Origin of the sequence: Micromonospora echinaurantiaca (genome assembly GCF_900090235.1) — a bacterium.
Classification (GTDB): Bacteria; Actinomycetota; Actinomycetes; order Mycobacteriales; family Micromonosporaceae; genus Micromonospora; species Micromonospora echinaurantiaca.
Genome location: NZ_LT607750.1, coordinates 999,389 through 1,012,890, shown reverse-complemented (window position 1 = coordinate 1,012,890; position 13,502 = coordinate 999,389). Strand labels below are relative to the sequence as shown.

The following is a 13,502-nucleotide window of genomic DNA, read 5'->3' as shown; positions in this document are numbered from 1 at the left end:
TCGTCAGCCGCGCCCGGTCGGCCGACGGGCAGCCGCCTGCCGGCCGGGGCTAGGGTCGGAGCCATGGAATTCCGACACCTGGGCCGTTCCGGCCTGATGGTCAGCGAGATCTCGTACGGCAACTGGATCACCCACGGCTCGCAGGTCGAGGAGGACGCGGCGTTCGCCTGCGTCCGGGCCGCCCTGGACGCCGGCATCACCACGTTCGACACCGCCGACGTCTACGCCGGCACCCGGGCCGAGGACGTGCTCGGCCGCGCGCTGGAGGGCGAGCGGCGCGAGGGCCTGGAGATCTTCACCAAGGTGTACTGGCCCACCGGGCCGGGCCGCAACGACCGCGGCCTGTCCCGCAAGCACATCATGGAGTCGATCAACGGCTCGCTGCGCCGGCTGCGCACCGACTACGTGGACCTCTACCAGGCCCACCGGTACGACTACAGCACCCCGCTGGAGGAGACGATGGAGGCGTTCGCCGACGTCGTGCACTCCGGCAAGGCGCTCTACATCGGCGTCTCCGAGTGGAAGGCGTCGCAGCTCCGCGAGGCCCACCAGCTCGCCCGTGAGCTGCGCATCCCGCTGGTCTCCAACCAGCCGCAGTACTCGATGCTCTGGCGGGTCATCGAGTCCGAGGTCGTCCCCACCAGCGAGGAACTGGGCGTCGGGCAGATCGTCTGGTCGCCGATCGCGCAGGGCGTGCTCTCCGGCAAGTACCTGCCGGGCCAGCCGCCGCCGGCCGGCTCCCGGGCTACCGACGAGAAGTCCGGCGCGGGCTTCATCGCCAAGTTCCTGACCGACGACGTGCTCACCCGGGTACAGCGGCTCAAGCCGCTGGCCGAGCAGGCCGGGCTCAGCATGGCCCAGCTCGCCATCGCCTGGGTGCTGCAGAACCCGAACGTCTCCTCGGCGATCGTCGGCGCGTCCCGCCCGGAGCAGGTGCACGACAACGTCAAGGCGGCCGGGGTGAAGCTCGACGCCGACCTGCTCAAGGCGATCGACGAGATCATCGACCCGATCGTCGAGCGCGACCCGGCCCGGACCGAGAGCCCCGCGCAGCGACCGTGACACCTGCCGGCCCGGCCGGCATCCCGCTGACGGGAGCCGGTCGGGCCGGTCGGGTACGGGCGATCAGCCCTGCCAGAAGCGGATCAGATCCAGGCCGGTGGCGTAGAGCCAGGGCGGCAGCCCGAGCAGGTCGCCCACGCCGAAGACCAGGTCGAAGAACCAGCCGCTGATCCGCGGGTTCCACAGCAGCGCGAACAGCAGGATGAAGCCGTACGGGGCGAACAGGTCGTACATCCGGCGCCACTGCGGGTTCAGCCAGGGCTGGATCATGTTGCCGCCGTCCAGGCCGGGCACCGGGAGCAGGTTCAGCACGCTCGCGGTGAGCTGGAGGAAGGCCAGCAGCGCCACGGCGGCCCAGAACTCCACCGGCCCGCCGGTGCCGGCGCCCAGCCGCAGCACCACCACCAGCATCAGGGTGAACAGCACGTTGGTGGCCGGCCCGGCGAGGCTGACCAGGGTGTGCCGCAGCCGCCCGGGGATCTCGTGCCGGTCCACCCAGACCGCCCCGCCGGGCAGCCCGATCCCGCCGAGCAGCACCACCAGCACCGGCAGCGCGATGGACAACAGCGGGTGGCTGTACTTCAGCGGGTTCAGGGTGAGGTAGCCGCGGTGCGCCACGCCCCGGTCGCCGGCCCGGTAGGCCACCACCGCGTGGGCGTACTCGTGCAGGCAGAGCGAGACCAGCCAGCCGGAGACGACGAAGAGGAAGACGTCGAACCGGACGTTGCCGAACCGCTGCCAGGTCAGCACCCCGCTGGTGACGAAGAGCGCCACCAGGGCGAGGAACACCGGGCTGGGCCGGAACGCCGCCCGGGGCATCCCGAGCACCAGCGACCCCGGGCGGTCGGAACCCATCACTCCGCCGCGGGCAGCAGGCTCATCCGGTATTCCACCCGGTCGTCCTCGACGAGCGCGACCGAGGTGACGCCGGACGCCGCGAGCTCGCGCCAGGTCTGGCCGATCCAGGATTCGGCATCCGCCTGGCTGCCGAACGACTCCGCCGGCCCCTCGACCGACTCGCCGTTCGTGCCCTCGTACCGCCAGCTCCACGCCATGCCGCGTCTCCCCTCGCCGCTGATGTCCCGTGGGACGAACCCTCGCCAGCGTAGTCGGCCGGACCGACGGCGGTCGCTCGCTCGTCCCGCGGGACCGGGGCCGGGGCTTGATCCAGGCTGACGGAGCCGGCCGGTACCGTGGCCCGGTGCTGACTCAAGGCGTGGTGCTCAGCGAGCGGTACCGGCTGGGCGAACGGGTGGCCACCGGCGGCATGGGGGCGGTCTGGCGGTGCACGGACCTCCTCCTCGAACGCGAGGTGGCGGTGAAGGTGCTGCTGCCGGCGCTGACCGCCGATCCCGAGTTCACCACCCGGTTCCGGGCCGAGGCACGAATGCTGGCGGCGCTGCGGCACCCCGGCGTGGTGGCGGTGCACGACGTCGGGCGCGCGACCCTCGCCGACGGCAGCGAGGTCGACTACCTGGTGATGGAGTACGTCGCCGGGGAGCCGCTGGGCACCTGGATCCGACGGGCCGGCCGGCTGGACGCCGCCTCGACCATGTCGGTGGTGGCGCAGGCCGCCGAGGCGCTGCACGCCGCGCACCTGGCCGGCATCGTGCACCGGGACGTCAAGCCGGGCAACCTGCTGGTCAAGCCCGACGGCCGGGTGGTGCTGGTCGACTTCGGCATCGCCCGCTCGGGCAGCACGGCCGGGATCACCGCCGCCCACACGATGCTCGGCACCGCCACGTACATGTCGCCGGAGCAGGCCACCGGTCAGCCGGTCTCGCCGGTGACCGACGTCTACGCCCTCGGGGCGGTGGCGTACTTCTGCCTCGCCGGGCGACCGCCGTTCGAGGGCGAGAACCCGTTGCAGGTGGCGCTGCGGCACCAGCAGGACGAGCCGGCGCCGCTGCCGCCGGGCACCCCGCCGGCGGTGGTCGCGCTGGTGGAGCGGGCGATGGCGAAGCGCCCCGGCGACCGGTACCCGAGCGCGGCGGCGCTCGCCGAGGCCGCCGCCGAGACCCGGGACGCCACGTTGGCGTCGATCCCGGTCTCGGCCCGCCCGCCGTGGGCGGTCGCCGGCCCCTCGCCCACCGTCACCCCGCCGCTGGCCGTCGAACCGGTCTCCGGCGCCGGCCCGGCCGCTGCGACGCCACCGCCGGCCGCGGACCGCTCGGGCTCGTTCGGCGGTACGTCCGCCAGCGGCCCGGCACCGGCCACGCCTGCGCCGGCCGGGCAGCTGCCGCCCGCCGGGCTCACCGGGCCATCCGGCCCGCCGACGGGGAGCGCCGCCGCGCCGGTCTCGCCGCCCGGTCCGGTCCCGCCGCCGCCCGCCGGACCAACCACCGCGCCGGTGTGGCCGTTCGGGCCGGCCGCCGCGCCGGTCTCGCCGTCCGGGCCGGCCGCCACGCCGGTCTCGCCGTCCGGAGCCCACCCCGCGCCGGTGTCGCCGCCCAGCGGCGCGCCGTCCGGCTTCGCGGCCGCCGGCTTCGCGCCCGGCCGGGCGCCGGCCGGCCCGCCGGCGCCCACACCGGGGCAGCCCGGCGCCGACGCCTGGGGGCTGCCGCCCACCCGGGAGGACCCGGTCGAGCCGCGGCCGGGCCGACGCCGGATCGCGCTGGTCGGCGCGGCGGCCGCCGTGCTGCTGCTGGTGGTCGGCGTGGTGGCGGCGACGACGCTCTTCGCCGGGGATCCCGGCGACGGGGACCGGCCGGCCGCGCTCACCGGCGGCTCGGCCGACCCGATGACCGGCGAGCCCGCTCCGGCCCCCACCGACGGCAACGGCCGGCTGGGTACCGAGCCGACGCCGGGCGGCAGCCCGTCCGCCACCCCGGCGCCGTCCGGTACGCCCGGGCGGCCCACCGCCCCGCCGCCGGGCGGGCCGGCGCCGACCGGCGGCGCCAGCACCCAGCCGAGCGCCACGCCGAGCACCAGCCGGCCGGAGAAGCCGAACCCGTACACGCCGGCCCAGGCGTGCGGCAGCGGCTACCAGGTGATCGACTCGGCGTCGCTGACCGTCTCGGGCGTCCGCAAGGGCCGGGTTTACCTGCTCTACCACGCCGGCACGGGCTACAACTGCGTGGTGACCATGAAGGACACCGCGGTCGGCACGAAGACCGCGGCGTCGGCGTACCTGGAGGTGCGGGGACGCGCCCGCAGCACCGACAGCGGCTCGTTCGCGTACTACGCCGGGCCGGTGAAGGCCAAGGCGGCCGGGGTGTGCGTGAAGTGGGGCGGGTCCACCGGCGGCGCCAGCTACGGCAGCGGCTTCGAGCACTGCGGCTGACCGTCGGGGCCGGCGCGCCGGCCGGGCGGAGCGGCCCGCGGAAGCGGGCGGCCGGCACGCGGGCCGGCCGGCGGGCGGGCGCCGGGCGGCCTTAAGGTACGGGCATGTCCGTTGACGGGTGGAACACGGTCCTGGTGCTCGGCGGCATCCGGTCCGGCAAGTCGGAGTTCGCCGAGTCCCTGGTCGCCGACGCGCCCACGGTCCGCTACGTGGCCACCGCCGCGGACGCGTCCGCGGACGACGCCGAGTGGGCCGCCCGGCTGGCCGCGCACCGGGCCCGCCGCCCGGAGACGTGGAGCACCGAGGAGACCGCGGCCGACCCGCGCCGGCTGGCCGACGTGATCGCCGCCGCCGCGCCGAACGAGACGCTGCTCGTCGACGACCTCGGCGGCTGGGTGACCGTGCTGCTGGACCCGGCTCACCAGCCGGCCGACGACACCGCCACCATCGCCGAGCTGGCCGCCGCGGTGCGCTCCTGCGCGGCACGGCTGGTGCTGGTCAGCCCCGAGGTCGGGCTCTCCCTGGTGCCGACCACCCCGCTCGGCCGGGCGTTCACCGACGCGCTCGGCGCGGCCAACCGGGCGGTCGCCGACGCCTGTGACGCGGTCGTGCTGGTGGTCGCCGGCCAGCCGGCCTGGCTCAAGCCCACCCCGGCGCGGGCGGCGAGCGTACCGGCCCAGGCCGGCCCCGCCCCGGCCGGGCCGGCGGTCAACGGCGCGGCCGTCGCGGCCGAGCCGGCCGCGCTGCCGGAGGTGCTGACCCCGACCCCGCCGCCACCGGCCGCCCCGCCCGCCGAGCCGGCCACGGCGTGGGCCGCGCCCACCATGGCGCTGCCGATGGTCGCCACCGGCCTGGTCATCCAGCCCGGCATGGAACTGCCCATGCCCGACGAGTACGCCGGCCCGCAGGCGATCGAGCGGCTGGCCACGCTGGACGTGCCCGGCGCCGGGCTCGGCGCGCTGGAGCGGGTGGTCGGGTTCGCCGCCGCCACCCAGGGCACCCCGACCCCGGCCCCGTGGGGCTCGGTGCGGGTGCTGCTGCTGCACGGCGACCACGCCGGCGGGGCGTCCGCCGGCACGGTGACCGGCGAGTCCGCCCGGCGGGCCCGGCAGGCGCGGGCCGGCGAGGGCGCGCTGGCCCGGCTGGCGGCCGAGTGCGGGGCGAGCCTGCAGGTGGTGGCGGCGCCGGCCGCCGCGCCCATGGAGGACGAGCCGGCGCTGAGCGGCGAACAGGTCGAAGCGGCCCTGCGCGAGGGTTGGCGGCTCGCCGAACAGGCCGCCGACGCGGGCGTACGGCTGCTGGTGCTGGCCGCGTGCGGCGCCGGCACCGAGGCAGCGGCGGCGGCGGTGCTCGCCGCGACCGCCGGCGCGGAGCCGCCCGCGGTGCTCGGCCGGGTGCTGACCGACGCGGGCGAGATCGACGACGCGGCCTGGATGAAGCGGTGCGCGGCGGTCCGCGACGCGCTGCACCGCACCCGCCGCTCCCCGCGCGGCGCCAAGGACGTGCTGGCCGAGCTGGGCGGCGGGGACATCGCGATCGCCACCGGCGTGCTGCTCGGCGCGACGGCCCGCCGGGTGCCGGTGATGCTGGACGGCCCGGTCGGGCTCGCCGCCGGCATGGTGAGCCGGGACCTGGCCGGGCAGGCCCGGCACTGGTGCCTGCTGGCCGACCACGGCGGGGACCCGGCCGCCCGGCTCGCCGCCGACGTGCTGGGCCTGACCCCGCTGCTGGACGTGCGGCTCGACCTGGGCGAGGGGGCGAACGCGCTGGCCGCGCTCCCGCTGCTGCGCTCGGTGCTGGCGCTGGCCGCCACGCTGCCCACCCGCCCCTCGCTCACCGCCGGCGCTTCCGGCCGGCAGGAGCCGGAGCCGGGCGAGGACGAGGAGGAGGACGAGCGCGAGTTCGTCGAGCCGGAGCCGGCCGGGCCGGGGCCGACCACCACCGAACCGGACGGCCAACCGGTGGACCCGTCCGGCCGGCGTGCCGGCTGACCGGCGGCTCGCCGACGGGGCGCGGCTGGCGCTGACCACCTTCAGCACGCTGCCGGTGCGCGCCGGCCGGATCGACCGGTCGGTGGCGGGCACCGCGATGGCCCTGGCCCCGGCGGTGGGGGCGCTGCTGGGCGCGCTGCTCGCCGGGCTGCTGCTGCTCCTGGTCGCGGTCGCGCCGCCGCTGGTCGCCGCCGGGGTGACCGTTGGCGCGGGCGCGCTGCTCACCCGGGGTCTGCACCTGGACGGGCTGGCCGACACGGTCGACGCGCTGGGGTCGTACCGGCGGGGGGCGGCCGCGCTGGAGATCATGAAGAAGCCGGACGTGGGGCCGTTCGGGGTGGTCGCGCTGGTGGTCGTCCTGCTGGTGCAGGCCGCGACGCTCGCGGAGCTGGCCGGGCGGTCGTGGCCGGCGGCGCTCGCGGCGGTGGTGGCGGCGACCGCCGCCGGCCGGCTCGGCGTCGCCGTGGCCTGCCGGCGGGGCGTGCCGGCGGCCCGGCCGGAAGGGCTGGGCGCGCTGGTCGCCGGGACCGTCGGACCGGTCGCGCTGGTCGCCGGCACGGCCGCCGTCGCGCTGGTGGCGGTCGCCGCGGTGCCGGACCGCCCGTGGCAGGGGCCGCTCGCCGTGCTCGCCGCCGTCGCCGTGGCGGCGGCCCTGCTGCGGCACGTGGTACGCCGCCTCGGCGGGATCACCGGCGACGTGCTCGGCGCCACCGTGGAGCTGGTCACCACGCTGGTCTACCTGGGACTCGTGCTGTCCAGCTGAGTCCGGCGCGCCGCGGCGGGTAGCGTTCTCCCACGACAGCACGGTGCGGCCGACCGGGGGAACGATCATGCTCATCACGGACGACTTCCTGCCCGTACCGGTGCCGGAGTCGCTGAGCGCCACCTACCTGGTGCCGATGGCCGGGTTGCCGAGGGTCCGTCCGAAGACCGCGGTGGAGGCGTTGAAGGGCCGGCTGGCCGATCCCGTGTACGGCCTGGCCCGGCAGATGCTGGACAGCCCGCTGATGAGCGTGGACACCCGGTCGGTGGGCGAGTTCCCCGAGCTGCCGCCGGACCTGCTCACCGCGTTCGGCGCCAGCAAGGCGCAGCTGGACCGGCTGGCCGCGGCCAGCCACCTGGTGGTGGTGCAGGCCGAGTACCGGCCCGGCTGGCCGCCGGCGCACGAGTGGGCGGCGCGGGCGGTGGCCGCCGCGGTCGCCGAGTCGGTGCACGGCGACGTGGTGGACGTCTTCGGGTTGCAGTTCCTCGACCCGGCGACGGCGTTGCGGTCGCTCCCCGACGAGCGGGGGCGGATCCGGCTGGTCGACTGGGTGCTGGTGCCGTACTCCTCGGACGCCGAAGGGCTCTGGTTCACCACCAAGGGGCTGCGCCGGTTCGGGCTGCTGGAACTGCAGACCCAGGGGGTGCCGGACCACCTCACCCGGGCCTGGGGCGCGGTGATGACCGGCGCCGCACGGCGGCTGCTGCGGGACTGGACCGACGGGCTGGCCGGCGAGGAGGTGCCGGCGTTCGTGCAGCTGCCCGTGCTGGCCACGGTGACCGGGCACGACATCGCGGTGGCGTACGGCAATCCGGAGCAGCACGGGGCGACCGCGCCGGTGCTGCTGCGGCTGGAGCTGGACCCGGCCACCGACCCGGACGCCGACTCGTTCCTCAGCCTGCACCCGCCCGCCGGTCATCCCGGGCCGGCCGGGCGCTACTACGCCGCCGCCTGCGCCACCCTCTTCTCCGGCATCCAGCCGGACGTGCGCTACGCCCGCTCGGGCGACGCGATGAGCCGGGCGATCGCGACCGCCCGCGCCGGGCTCGGCGACATCCGGGCCCGGTTCGTCACCGGCCAACTGCCGCCGGAGACCCAGCTGGTGGTCAAGTACGGCCTGCCCGGCGACGACGGCCCGGAGTTCGTCTGGGCCGGGGTGACCGCGTGGGAGTCGCCGGAGCGGATCGTCGGCGCCAGCGCCAGCGACGCGCACACCGACCCGACCGTCCGGATCGGCGCCCCCGTGGTGGTGGAAGCCGCCGACGTCGTCGACTGGGCCCTGCTCGACGGCACCGGCGTCATCGAAGGCGGGTGGACCCAGGCCGTCCTGGACTCCGGCGAACCCCCCACCCCCTGACCCGCCCCCACCCCCGCCCCCCCCCTCGGCGTTGATCATGAGGTTGACGGCGATGTCGATCTCCGTTAGCGCCGCTAACCTCATGATCAACGAGGTGAGAGGGCGGGTTACTTGACGGAGGGGTGGATGAAGGGGGGGCGGGTGACGCGCATCTGGGCGCGGCGGCCGCGGATGTCGACCTCGACCAGGTCGCCGTCGGAAAGGTTGGCGGCGGTGTCCAGCAGGGCCAGGGCGATGCCCTGCTTCTTCGTCGGCGAGAAGGTGCCGCTGGTGACGGTGCCGACCGCCGTGTCGCCGACGTGCACCGTCATGCCAGGGCGCGGGATCGCCCGGTCGACGGCCTCCAGGCCGCGCAACGTACGCCGGGGGCCGGCCGCCTTCTCGGCGCGCAGCGCGTCCCGGCCCCAGAAGGCCGGCTTGTCCCAGCCGACCGCCCAGCCGGAGCGCGCCTGCACCGGGCTGATCTCCAGCGACAGGTCCTGCCCGTGCAGCGGGTAGCCCATCTCGGTGCGCAGGGTGTCCCGGGCGGCCAGCCCGCAGGCGCGCAGCTCGTACGCCGCGCCGGCGGCGAAGAGCGCGTCCCAGACCGCGACGGCGTGCTCGGCCGGCACCACCAGCTCGTAGCCCAGCTCGCCGGTGTAGCCGGTGCGGCAGACGGTCAGCGGCACCCCGTCCAGGGTGGCGGTGGAGAAGCTCATGTACTCGTGCCCGGTGGGCAGGCCGAGCGCGTCGAGCAGCTCGGCCGAGCGCGGCCCCTGCACAGCGAGGACCGCGTACGCCTCGTGCTCGTCGGTGACCGTGACCGACGCCGGCGCGGCGGCGCGCAGCCGGCGCACCACCTCGGCGGTGTTCGCGGCGTTCGGGATGAGGAAGACGTGGTCGTCGCCGTGCAGGTAGGCGATGATGTCGTCCACCACGCCGCCGGTGTCGTCGTCGCAGCAGAGCGTGTACTGCGCCCGGCCCGGCCCGATCCGGCCCAGGTCGTTGCTCAGGCAGGCGTTGACGAACTCCGCCGCGCCGGGGCCGGTCACCCGCGCCTTGCCCAGGTGCGAGACGTCGAAGACGCCGACCGCGGTACGCACCGCGGTGTGCTCCTTGAGCACCCCGCCGCCGGCGTACTCCAGGGGCATCTCCCAGCCACCGAACGGGGCGAACTTGGCGCCGAGAGCGGTGTGCCGCTCGTGCAGCGGGGAACGGCGCAGCCGGGTCGCGGCGGCGTCGGAGGTCACGTCGGTCATGGGTGGCAACTTACCGGCAGCGGACCGGCTGGTTAGCATCGGCGGGACCCGCCGGAGCCGTCGGCGGGACAGCCCCGACGTCCGGCGGGTACGGTCCGCCGGAGACCTTCATCGCCGGTACGCGACGACGCGGCCGGCCCGGCCCGCCCGGAGTAGCTTCAGTGACATCGCCCAGCACCACCCTGAGCCTGGTCGACACCGACCCCGCCGAGCTTGCCGTCGACGCGATCGTGATCGGCGTGCACAGCCAGACCGGAGAGCAGGACGCCACCAGCGGCCTCGCCGGCACCCTGCTGCTCGCCAGCGGCGCGGAGAGCATCGCCGCCGCCTTCGACGGCAAGCTGACCGAGACGCTGGCGCTGCTCGGCGCGACCGGCGGCCCCGGCGAGGTGGTCAAGCTGGCCACCCTGGGCACGGTGACCGCCCCGGTGATCGCCGCCGTCGGGCTCGGCCCGGAGCCCTCCGGCGCCGCCCCGGCTCCGGAGACCCTGCGCCGGGCCGCCGGCGCGGCCGTCCGGGCCCTGGCCGGCGCGCCCCGGGTGGCTCTCGCCCTGCCGGTGCCCGACGACGCCGACGCCGCGACCGCGCTGCGCGCGGTGGCCGAGGGCGCGCTGCTCGGCGGCTACCGGTTCGCCGGCTACAAGACCCGGCCGCAGCCGACCCGCCGGGAGCCGGTGGCCGAGGTGCTGATCGCCGTGCCGGACGCGGGCGACGCCGCCGCCCAGGCCGAGGTGGCCCGCGCCCAGGCGGTCGCCGACGCCGTCCGGCGCAGCCGGGACTGGGTCAACACCGCCCCGAACGAGCTGCGCCCGCCGGCCTTCGCCGACGCGGTGGCCACCGCCGCCCGGGAGGCCGGGCTGGAGGTCGAGGTGCTGGACGAGGCGGCGCTGCGCGCCGGCGGCTACGGCGGCATCATCGCCGTCGGCCAGGGCTCGGAGGCTCCGCCGCGGCTGGTGAAGCTCAGCTACACCCCGGCCGGCGGTGGCAGCGGCAAGCGGGTCGCGCTGGTCGGCAAGGGCATCACCTTCGACACCGGCGGCATCTCGATCAAGCCGGCGCAGGGCATGTGGGAGATGAAGTCCGACATGGCCGGGGCCGCCGCGGTGGGCGCCGCCATGCTGGCGATCGCCGCGCTCAAGCCGTCCGTGGCGGTGACCGGGTACCTGCCGATGGCGGAGAACATGCCGTCCGGCACGTCGTACCGGCCGGGCGACGTGATCAGCATGTTCAACGGCAAGAAGGTGGAGGTGCTCAACACCGACGCCGAGGGCCGGATGATCCTGGCCGACGCGATCGCCCGGGCCTGCGCGGACGGCTGCGACTACCTCTTCGAGACCTCCACCCTGACCGGCGGGCAGGTCATCGCGCTGGGCAAGAAGATCGCCGGCGTGATGGGCAGCCCGGAGCTGTGCGAGCGGGTGAAGGCCGCCGGCGAGGCGACCGGCGAGCCGGCCTGGCCGATGCCGCTGCCGGACGACGTGCGCAAGGGCATGGACTCCGACGTCGCCGACATCTCGCAGGTCAACGCCGGGATGGACCGGGCCGGCCACATGCTGCAGGGCGGCGTGTTCCTGCGCGAGTTCGTCGCCGACGACGTGGCCTGGGCGCACATCGACATCGCCGGGCCGGGCTACCACTCGGGCGAGCCGACCGGCTACTGGACCAAGGGCGGCACCGGCGTCCCGGTCCGCACCCTGGTCCACCTGGTCGACGACATCGCCGCCAACGGCTGACCCAGCCCCGTCGGCGGGCTGACGACCCGCGCACGTTCACCGAAAGAGTGGCCATCCCGGGCGGGATGGCCACTCTTTCCGTGTCTGAGCCGCCTTCCGGCGGGCGGCGCGGCGCCCGGCCGGGTGCGCGGCGGTCTCGCGGTGTGCGGCGGTGCGGCGCGGCGGGTCAGTACAGGTCGGGGCGGCGCTTGCGGCGCTCGTTGAAGTCGCGCATCCGTTGGGGATAGCCCATCAGGCGGACGTCGTAGATCGGGATGCCCATCCGGTGGGCGAACCGGCGGGCGCCGTCCGGGCCGTCGATCCGGCGGCGGGTCCACTCCCCGTCGTCGGCGATCAGCATCACCGTGGTCTCGGTGACCGTGGTCCGCGGCTCGATGTACGCCTCGACCCCGCGCCTGGTCCGGACAAAGTTCTCAAGATGCTCCAGATCGGCGCTATCGGCGGCGCGGTCGAGGCTCGTCGCGCGCGCCTGCTTGCGTCGTCGGAACAGTCCCACCGACCCGTCTCCCCACAGTGCGTCCATCGAAGGTCGCGCCAAGCGTACGTGTCACGGACGTGTCGTTGGGCACCTCACTACGCGCCCTGTGCCCGGTGGTGACAAGATGACCGAGGTGGGGTGTGTCCGTGTGACCCCGCCGTGACCCCCGATGCAGCGACGCGACCTGGGAGTTGGACGTGAGCGAGCCGAACGACGCAACCTTCGACATCGTCATCCTCGGAGGTGGCAGCGGCGGCTACGCGGCGGCGCTGCGGGCCGCCCAGCTGAACCTCTCCGTCGCGCTGGTCGAGAAGGGCAAGCTCGGCGGCACCTGCCTGCACAACGGCTGCATCCCGACCAAGGCCCTGCTGCACGCCGCCGAGATCGCCGACCAGACCCGCGAGTCGGAGCAGTTCGGCGTGAAGGCCGAGCTGGTCGGCATCGACATGGCGGCGGTCAACTCGTACAAGGACGGCGTCGTCGCCCGGCTCTACAAGGGTCTGCAGGGCCTGGTCGGCGGCGCCAAGAACATCACCTTCGTGGCTGGCGCCGGCAAGCTGGTCGGCAAGAACGTCGTCGAGGTCGACGGCAAGCGCTACACCGGCCGCAACGTCGTGCTGGCCTCCGGCTCGTACGCCAAGAGCCTGCCCGGCCTGGAGATCGACGGCGAGCGGGTCATCACCAGCGACCACGCGCTGACCCTGGACCGGGTCCCGGCCTCGGCGATCGTGCTCGGTGGCGGCGTGATCGGCGTCGAGTTCGCCAGCGTGTGGAAGTCCTTCGGCGTGGACGTGACGATCATCGAGGCGCTGCCCCGGCTGGTGGCCGCCGAGGACGAGGAGTCGTCGAAGGCGCTGGAGCGGGCCTTCCGGAAGCGGAAGATCAACTTCAAGGTCGGCAAGCCGTTCGAGAAGGTCGAGAAGACCGAGAACGGCGTCAAGGTGACCATCGCCGGCGGCGAGACCGTCGAGGCCGAACTGCTGCTGGTGGCCGTCGGCCGCGGCCCGAACACCGCCAACCTCGGCTACGAGGAGCAGGGCGTCAAGATGGACCGCGGCTACGTGTTGACCGACGAGCGGCTGCGTACCAGCGTGCCGAACGTCTACGCGGTCGGCGACATCGTGCCCGGCCTCCAGCTCGCGCACCGCGGCTTCCAGCAGGGCATCTTCGTGGCCGAGGAGATCGCCGGCCAGAACCCGGCCGTGATCGACGAGGCCGGCATCCCGCGGGTCACCTACTCCGACCCGGAGCTGGCGTCGGTCGGCCTCACCGAGGCGAAGGCCAAGGAGCAGTACGGCGCCGACAAGGTCAAGACGTACAACTACAACCTGGGTGGCAACGGCAAGAGTCAGATCCTCAAGACGGCCGGCTTCGTGAAGCTGGTCCGGGTGGAGGACGGCCCGGTGGTCGGCGTGCACATGGTCGGCGCCCGGGTCGGTGAGCTGGTCGGCGAGGCGCAGCTCATCTACAACTGGGAGGCGTACCCGGCCGAGGTGGCGCAGCTCGTGCACGCCCACCCGACGCAGAACGAGGCCCTGGGCGAGGCGCACCTGGCCCTCGCCGGCAAGCCGCTGCACGCGCACGCCTGATCGAGAAT

General features: G+C 75.3%; 11 protein-coding genes. 7 read left to right on the top strand and 4 right to left on the bottom strand.

Features of this window, described 5'->3' with window-relative positions; genetic code table 11:
- The first annotated feature begins 63 nt into the window (after positions 1-63).
- Entirely contained in the window at positions 64-1,062 is a 999-nt protein-coding gene (locus GA0070609_RS04745; protein WP_088992662.1) for an aldo/keto reductase family protein, read from the top strand.
- Between the two features lie 63 nt (positions 1,063-1,125).
- On the opposite strand, the gene GA0070609_RS04740 is transcribed toward GA0070609_RS04745, so the two are convergent.
- Together GA0070609_RS04740 and GA0070609_RS04735 are read right to left on the bottom strand one after the other, a co-directional pair.
- Positions 1,126-1,917, bottom strand: coding sequence for a site-2 protease family protein (locus tag GA0070609_RS04740; RefSeq protein WP_088992661.1), 792 nt, complete (start codon positions 1,915-1,917; stop codon positions 1,126-1,128).
- A complete protein-coding gene (locus GA0070609_RS04735; RefSeq protein WP_088992660.1) occupies positions 1,917-2,117 on the bottom strand; it encodes a hypothetical protein in 201 nt (66 codons plus the stop codon). Before GA0070609_RS04735 ends, GA0070609_RS04740 begins: the two co-directional genes overlap by 1 nt.
- 146 nt (positions 2,118-2,263) lie before the next feature.
- On the opposite strand from GA0070609_RS04735, the gene GA0070609_RS35005 reads away from it, so the two are divergent.
- The 4 genes from GA0070609_RS35005 to GA0070609_RS04715 all read left to right on the top strand — a co-directional run bounded on the left by GA0070609_RS35005 (position 2,264) and on the right by GA0070609_RS04715 (position 8,456).
- A complete protein-coding gene (locus GA0070609_RS35005) occupies positions 2,264-4,345 on the top strand; it encodes a protein kinase domain-containing protein (protein WP_331716916.1) in 2,082 nt (693 codons plus the stop codon).
- 104 nt (positions 4,346-4,449) lie between these two features.
- A complete protein-coding gene (locus GA0070609_RS04725) occupies positions 4,450-6,336 on the top strand; it encodes a bifunctional adenosylcobinamide kinase/adenosylcobinamide-phosphate guanylyltransferase (RefSeq protein WP_088992659.1) in 1,887 nt (628 codons plus the stop codon).
- Entirely contained in the window at positions 6,326-7,099 is a 774-nt protein-coding gene (locus GA0070609_RS04720; protein WP_088992658.1) for an adenosylcobinamide-GDP ribazoletransferase, read from the top strand. The genes GA0070609_RS04725 and GA0070609_RS04720 overlap by 11 nt, the downstream gene beginning before the upstream one ends.
- Before the next feature lie 67 nt (positions 7,100-7,166).
- Positions 7,167-8,456: a DUF2314 domain-containing protein gene (locus tag GA0070609_RS04715; protein ID WP_088992657.1), complete on the top strand. Its 1,290-nt coding sequence runs from the start codon at positions 7,167-7,169 to the stop codon at positions 8,454-8,456.
- A gap of 107 nt (positions 8,457-8,563) precedes the next feature.
- Here the strand turns inward: GA0070609_RS04715 and gcvT are convergent, their stop codons facing one another.
- On the bottom strand, positions 8,564-9,694 hold the full coding sequence (gcvT, locus tag GA0070609_RS04710; protein WP_088992656.1) for a glycine cleavage system aminomethyltransferase GcvT: 1,131 nt from the start codon (positions 9,692-9,694) through the stop codon (positions 8,564-8,566).
- A gap of 161 nt (positions 9,695-9,855) precedes the next feature.
- Between gcvT and GA0070609_RS04705 the strand changes: the two genes are divergently transcribed.
- Complete coding sequence (locus GA0070609_RS04705) at positions 9,856-11,427, top strand: leucyl aminopeptidase (protein WP_088992655.1); 1,572 nt, start codon at positions 9,856-9,858, stop codon at positions 11,425-11,427.
- A gap of 166 nt (positions 11,428-11,593) precedes the next feature.
- Here GA0070609_RS04705 and GA0070609_RS04700 read toward each other — a convergent pair whose 3' ends face one another.
- Complete coding sequence (locus tag GA0070609_RS04700) at positions 11,594-11,923, bottom strand: hypothetical protein (RefSeq protein WP_088997497.1); 330 nt, start codon at positions 11,921-11,923, stop codon at positions 11,594-11,596.
- 179 nt (positions 11,924-12,102) lie between these two features.
- Between GA0070609_RS04700 and lpdA the strand changes: the two genes are divergently transcribed.
- Entirely contained in the window at positions 12,103-13,494 is a 1,392-nt protein-coding gene (gene lpdA, locus GA0070609_RS04695; protein WP_088992654.1) for a dihydrolipoyl dehydrogenase, read from the top strand.
- The last annotated feature ends 8 nt before the right edge of the window (positions 13,495-13,502 follow it).

Coding starts and splice junctions, on each gene's coding strand:
- gcvT (WP_088992656.1), bottom strand. CDS start 9,694: ATGACCGACGTGACCTCCGACGCCGCCGCGACCCGGCTGCGCCGTTCC.
- GA0070609_RS04740 (WP_088992661.1), bottom strand. CDS start 1,917: ATGGGTTCCGACCGCCCGGGGTCGCTGGTGCTCGGGATGCCCCGGGCG.
- GA0070609_RS04735 (WP_088992660.1), bottom strand. CDS start 2,117: ATGGCGTGGAGCTGGCGGTACGAGGGCACGAACGGCGAGTCGGTCGAG.
- GA0070609_RS04725 (WP_088992659.1), top strand. CDS start 4,450: ATGTCCGTTGACGGGTGGAACACGGTCCTGGTGCTCGGCGGCATCCGG.
- GA0070609_RS04715 (WP_088992657.1), top strand. CDS start 7,167: ATGCTCATCACGGACGACTTCCTGCCCGTACCGGTGCCGGAGTCGCTG.
- GA0070609_RS04745 (WP_088992662.1), top strand. CDS start 64: ATGGAATTCCGACACCTGGGCCGTTCCGGCCTGATGGTCAGCGAGATC.